Origin of the sequence: Microbacterium sp. R1, assembly GCF_015159725.1 — a bacterium.
In the GTDB taxonomy this organism is placed as follows: Bacteria; Actinomycetota; Actinomycetes; order Actinomycetales; family Microbacteriaceae; genus Microbacterium; species Microbacterium oxydans.
The window spans coordinates 1-5,009 of the sequence record NZ_JADDUD010000008.1 but is presented as its reverse complement, the minus strand read 5'-3'; the positions used below and the strand labels follow the sequence as shown (position 1 = coordinate 5,009).

Below are 5,009 nucleotides of genomic sequence, written 5' to 3'. Positions count from 1 at the left end.
AGACGGCGGTCGATGGCATCAATGACATGTCGGAGTCGCTGCTGGGGATGATGCGGGCGATCCAGGATCTGGACCAGCAGCTCGCCGGCAGCTGACACACAGCGCCACCCGCTGGCACAGCGGCGTTTCACGAAGAGGGTCGACCATGACGGTCGGCCCTCTTCGTCGCATGGGGGCGTCTACCCTGGGAGCATGAGTGCGTCTGAGGCTGTCGAGGAGTTCGAACGTGGTGTGCTGGAGGCGAATGCGCCCCTGGCCGCGCTGCATGAGGCAGCGGGAGTCTCGGGTGATGCGCGGATGCGGGAACTCGCGGCCCACATCGCGTTCCCGTCCTGGCCGGGAGCCACCTCCGCGACCGCGTTGAAGCGGGCCGCGCAGGAAGCGGAGATCACTGCGGTGCTGGACGAGTACGCGAACTCCGCCCGCCCGCTGATCCGGCCGGCTGACCAGGAGCGCTGGGAGCTGCTGGTCGCCGACATGCAGCGCAGAAGCGGCGAGGGGTTCCTGGCGGATGAGCTCGGGCGCAGCGCGCTGGGAGCCTCACTCCTGCGGGCGAAGCTCGGCGGACGTCCGCATCGGGCGCAGCAGCGCGGCGGTATCGACTGCGCATGCGGCTATGCGGTCGACGGTGTCATGCCGGAGAAGCTGTGTCCGGAGTGCGGGGATGTGCTCCTGCGGCGCTGGGTGGCCGAGGAGCGGCGACTGCTGCGGTCGATGCCCGAGTACGCGGAGGAGGTCACGCAGGTAATCGAGGCGACTGCGCAGAAGCAGGCCAAAGTGGCCCAGAGCCGTGGCGACTACACGGCCGACGAGGCGAGCGCGACGCGCAGAGCTGGCGGACGTCGACTCGCGCGTCTCCGCCGCGCCCACCGCATCGAGCTGGCGACGCTCGACCTCCGCCGTTGGTCGAGCTTCGCCGAGATGCTTTCGCGGGAGGCGCGCCCTGCGGTCCGGACCACCGCCGCCAAGGCGCAGAGGCGCGGTCTCGGTGCAGCGGCGCTCACGGAACTCTCCCTCCTGTCGATCGCCGACACGATCAAGATCGCCGAGCGCATCCTGGAGAAGCGCAAGAACAGCAGCTGGAGGGTGTGAGGCGCGGGCAGATGGGGAGTACTCCCCATCGCGTCGTGCCGCCCTTCCCAGTAACGTCGTAGCGTCCGGGAAAGAAGGAGGGGGACCATGGCAGGCGAACGCATGCTCGTGCCGATCAGTGATCTGCAGACGACCAGCGAGAAGCTCACGGCGATCGTGGCCGAGCTGGAGTCCGCCGCGGCGAAGCAGGACGACGTCGAGAACGCCGTCGGCAGACCCTACGGCGACGGACGGCTCAAGGATCGCTGCCACGACTTCGAGGGCAGCTGGAACGACAGTCGCGACAAGCTGCTCACCAAGCTCAAAGAGGTCGCCGATCGCGTCAAGGGAACGGTTGACGAGGTCATGAGCCTCGACACCGAGATGGCGACGTCGATGGAGCAGTCGGGTTCGGGTAGCGCGCCGGGCGCCGGACGTCAGCCGGCAGCGGTCTAGGGGAGAGAAGCAGATGCAGACGAACAAGGGGCGTGACGTCGAGGTCGTGGCCGGGGATGCCGTGGCGATCGCCGACCGGGGAACGAAGATCGTCGAACTGGGCGACAGCATGGTCAGTGCCGCCGCGACGCTCAAGGGGATCAAGGACGGCTCCATCGACGGCGAGGGCTACGCGATGGACAAGATCAAGGACGTCGTCGACGACGTCCACAAGGATCTCGACGAGGCGGGTCGCCGCTACAAGCCCGCAGGCACGACGCTGAGCAACTACGCCACGGCGCTCGAGACCGCGCAGAGCCGCATGCGCACCATCGTGGCCGACTGCCAGACCAGCCTCACCGAGCTGCAGACCGCGCAGTCGAACGCCGCCGACGCCGCCGACGCGCTTCAGGCGCACAACACGTCGACGCGGCTGAACCCGCCGGCGGAAGAGGATGCGGCGGCGAACACGACAGCCGGCACGAATCTCGCGAACGCCGCCTCCGGTGCGGCATCGACCCTGAGCACCGCGGAGACCACGCACAACGACAACCTCGATGCGTTCGACGGCGAGTACGACACCTGGCACACCGCTTATGAGACCGCTGTGTCGGGCCTCACCGATGCCAACAAGATCGGCGAGGACTCCACGTGGGAGAACATCGCGGGTGTCCTCGCGGTCGTGGCCGAATGGGTGAGTTGGATCGGGCTCGCGATCGCCGTGCTCGGACTCATCATCGGCGGGCCCTTCTTCGCGATCGCGGCACTCGTGGTCGGCGTCATCGCGCTCGCTCTGACCGTCGCCCTGATGTTCGACGGACGGAAGGGCTGGGGTGATCTCGCGATGTCGATCATCGGGGTGCTTCCGATCGGCAAGCTCGGGCAGGGGCTCGGGAAGTTCTTCAAGGCGATTCCGAAGCAGCTCACCGGGCCGCTCGGCCAGATCCGCAACATTCGTGGGATCACCGCGGCCCCCAAGGGAAGTTGGGGCGTGATGAGCAAGGCGAACTTCGCGAACTTCGTGCAGAACGCCTCTCGGACGCGCATGACGGGCCCGTTCACCCTCGCGGGGCTCGGTCAGCGTTTCCTCGGCGGAGCCAACCGGTCGTTCACCGTCTCGTTCCAGGAGGCGGTCGCGGCGGGCACCGGATACGGGAATCGGTTGATCAACCAGCTGCCGGATGCACTCTCCAGCCTCGCGAAGGCTCCGGCGCCAGACCTGTTCGAGCAGGCTTACAACGTGTACAAGTGGGCGGACAAGGGTGTGGCTCTCGCGGGCGGCAGTCCTTCCGGTGGCCTGTCGCCGGCCAGCATGCTCAACGGTCTCACCCGATGACCTCGGTGCCGGTCGCCGACGGCGCGTCGCAATGGGACTTCGCCTACGACGCGGAGTGGTACATCCCGCTGCCTGCAGCCGATCTGCTGCGGCGTGAGCCGGGCATCGGGGAGCAATGGGTGTCGGCCGCGGTCGAGCATTACGCCGAACGTTCCCCGCTCACCGATGGTGACCGCGAGGCGCTCGCCTTCACGGCAGAGGGCATATTGGGCCTCGCCGGCAACGCCGCCGTGCAACTGTGGTTCGTCCCCCGCGGGGCGTACAGCGACGTCCTGATCGAGATCACGGTCTCCGCCGCCGCCGACCTGGACATCCCTGCCATCCTGACCGAGATCGCCACCCTCCCTGACTCGACGGCATCCGAACTCACGGCACTGGAGACTGACTCCCATGGCAAGGGCTTCCTTCTGCGACGCACGTCCGCCGTGCTCCTCGACGACGGGGAGGCGCGCCCCATCGCGAACTGGACGGTGATGCTCAGCGACGGCGAGTCTGCGATCATGATCGAGGCGATGGGGTCGACGCTCGAGCCCTTCGCCCTCATGGAGGAGCAGATCCCGAAGATCATCGCCGGCATCACCCTGCCGAGCGGCCGGCCTGCGTGACTGCCGACCTCACGATCGACACGAGGAGTGCCACCCGATGAACGAGATGAATGACCTCGGCGTGGAGTTCCGCTTCGGCATCCCGGCTTTCCGGCTCGTGCTGCCCCCGGGGTGGAAGGCGCACCTCCCGACGAACGCGGGACAGCAGGAGGACGTGCGCAAGGCGAGCGCGATCTTCATGCAGGCGGGACGCCCCGACCTGGATGCGGAGTTCCGCACGATGATGGCCCAGGCCAATCAGGGCATGCGGCGCACCAAGGTGTTCGCCATCTATCGGCAGGAGGACGTGCCGATGGAGGAGCTGCTGCCGCTGTCGATCACGGCATCCGCTCTCGACGCGCCCGACGGCGAGAACCTCGACGCCTGGGTGACGGAGGCGTTCCGCGCGCGCGGGGCGGTGTTCCTCGACGAGAACCTCAAGCACATCGTCAGGTGGTCGGCGGAGACGAAGCGTCCGGCCGGCGCACAGGCGATCGACGGCGTGAGCGGACGCACCCTGACCTACATCATCCCGGTGCCGGGAACGCTGCGTCGCAAGGCGCTCGTCTTCACGTCGACCATCGTGATCCCCGACGGCGATGTGATCCCCGCAGAGGTGCTCGACGGCATCGAGCTGCTCAGCGACGCCATGATCTCGACCTTCGCCTGGGAGCAGCTGGCCGAGGAGCCCGCGGTGCCTGCGACCGCTGAGGAGCAGGCAGATCGCGGCTGATCGAGCTCGTCAGCCCCCCCGAAGGGGGCACGGTTCGAGGCGCCGCTGGACGGCGAATAACCTGGGCCGATGGCTCTTGCGCTGATCCGACCCGAGTCGCGACCCCTCATCGATGCGGCGCGCACGCAGGACGCTCGTCCGGTGGATGCGGATCGTGCAGCCGCCGTGCTGCGGACGGACTTCGAGCGCTGGTCGCGCTGGGGTCTGGGCCTCCTGGGTTTCGCGCTCGCGATCGGCGGCGCGTTCGTCACGGCCGGGATGATCGAAGCCGTGCGGATGCTGGGCGGGTCGCTCGCGCCGGTCGACCTGGCGGTGATCGTGACCGCGGTGATCGTCGCACTGGCCGGACTCGCCGTCCTGGTCGCGCTGTGGTGGAGCGGTCGGCGGATCCTGTCGGCTGCCTCCTGGTGGCTTCGTCTGCCGTACACGACAGGCGGGCGGCAGCGCCGCGCGGGTGGTTGGCTCCGGGCGCGCACCGCGAACTTCGAACCGCGCGTCTTCGTGCGACTCGTCTCCGCAACACTCGCCCTGCTGGTTGCCGTCGGCGGCATCGCCCTGTTCGTCCGTGATCTGGGAGCCGGAGTCACCTCGATGACGGCGGCCTCGGCTGCCGTCGGAGTGATCGCTCTGGCGGCGGGCCTCGGGCAGGTCGGGGGAGTCATGCATCTCGTCTCCGGTTTGTCGGAGGCGGATCCGTTGTGGGTGCGGATCCGATCCGTGTTCGTCCGCCGCTGATCCCGTACGCGCTGGGTGGATGGGGAGTTGTCCCCATCGACGGTGTTCGTGGGTGCCGCGTAGGGTGGGGTTATTCGGGCCGGAGGGGTCCGGTTCTCTCGATTTGCGGAGGTGT

The 5,009-nt window shown here is 68.2% G+C and carries 6 protein-coding genes; all 6 read left to right on the top strand.

Features of this window, described 5'->3' with window-relative positions:
• The first annotated feature begins 192 nt into the window (after positions 1-192).
• The 6 genes from ILP86_RS19440 (at position 193) to ILP86_RS19415 (ending at position 4,894) form a co-directional block, all read left to right on the top strand.
• The gene (locus ILP86_RS19440) at positions 193-1,092 is read left to right on the top strand and encodes a hypothetical protein (protein WP_193762725.1); all 900 of its coding nucleotides are present in this window, start codon (positions 193-195) and stop codon (positions 1,090-1,092) included.
• An 87-nt stretch (positions 1,093-1,179) separates the two neighbouring features.
• On the top strand, positions 1,180-1,527 hold the full coding sequence (locus ILP86_RS19435; protein WP_046746669.1) for a hypothetical protein: 348 nt from the start codon (positions 1,180-1,182) through the stop codon (positions 1,525-1,527).
• Positions 1,528-1,540: 13 nt separating this feature from the next.
• On the top strand, positions 1,541-2,842 hold the full coding sequence (locus tag ILP86_RS19430) for a hypothetical protein (protein WP_058631569.1): 1,302 nt from the start codon (positions 1,541-1,543) through the stop codon (positions 2,840-2,842).
• Positions 2,839-3,447 (top strand): hypothetical protein, encoded by a 609-nt coding sequence (locus ILP86_RS19425; protein WP_061015376.1) that lies wholly within the window; start codon positions 2,839-2,841, stop codon positions 3,445-3,447. Before ILP86_RS19430 ends, ILP86_RS19425 begins: the two co-directional genes overlap by 4 nt.
• A gap of 37 nt (positions 3,448-3,484) precedes the next feature.
• On the top strand, positions 3,485-4,159 hold the full coding sequence (locus ILP86_RS19420) for a hypothetical protein (protein ID WP_046746665.1): 675 nt from the start codon (positions 3,485-3,487) through the stop codon (positions 4,157-4,159).
• Between the two features lie 69 nt (positions 4,160-4,228).
• Entirely contained in the window at positions 4,229-4,894 is a 666-nt protein-coding gene (locus tag ILP86_RS19415) for a hypothetical protein (RefSeq protein ID WP_193762724.1), read from the top strand.
• Positions 4,895-5,009: the final 115 nt, after the last annotated feature.

Excerpts from the sequence above, each read along its gene's own strand:
- ILP86_RS19415 (WP_193762724.1), top strand. The coding sequence starts at position 4,229 with ATGGCTCTTGCGCTGATCCGACCCGAGTCGCGACCCCTCATCGATGCG.
- ILP86_RS19430 (WP_058631569.1), top strand. The coding sequence starts at position 1,541 with ATGCAGACGAACAAGGGGCGTGACGTCGAGGTCGTGGCCGGGGATGCC.
- ILP86_RS19435 (WP_046746669.1), top strand. The coding sequence starts at position 1,180 with ATGGCAGGCGAACGCATGCTCGTGCCGATCAGTGATCTGCAGACGACC.
- ILP86_RS19425 (WP_061015376.1), top strand. The coding sequence starts at position 2,839 with ATGACCTCGGTGCCGGTCGCCGACGGCGCGTCGCAATGGGACTTCGCC.
- ILP86_RS19440 (WP_193762725.1), top strand. The coding sequence starts at position 193 with ATGAGTGCGTCTGAGGCTGTCGAGGAGTTCGAACGTGGTGTGCTGGAG.
- ILP86_RS19420 (WP_046746665.1), top strand. The coding sequence starts at position 3,485 with ATGAACGAGATGAATGACCTCGGCGTGGAGTTCCGCTTCGGCATCCCG.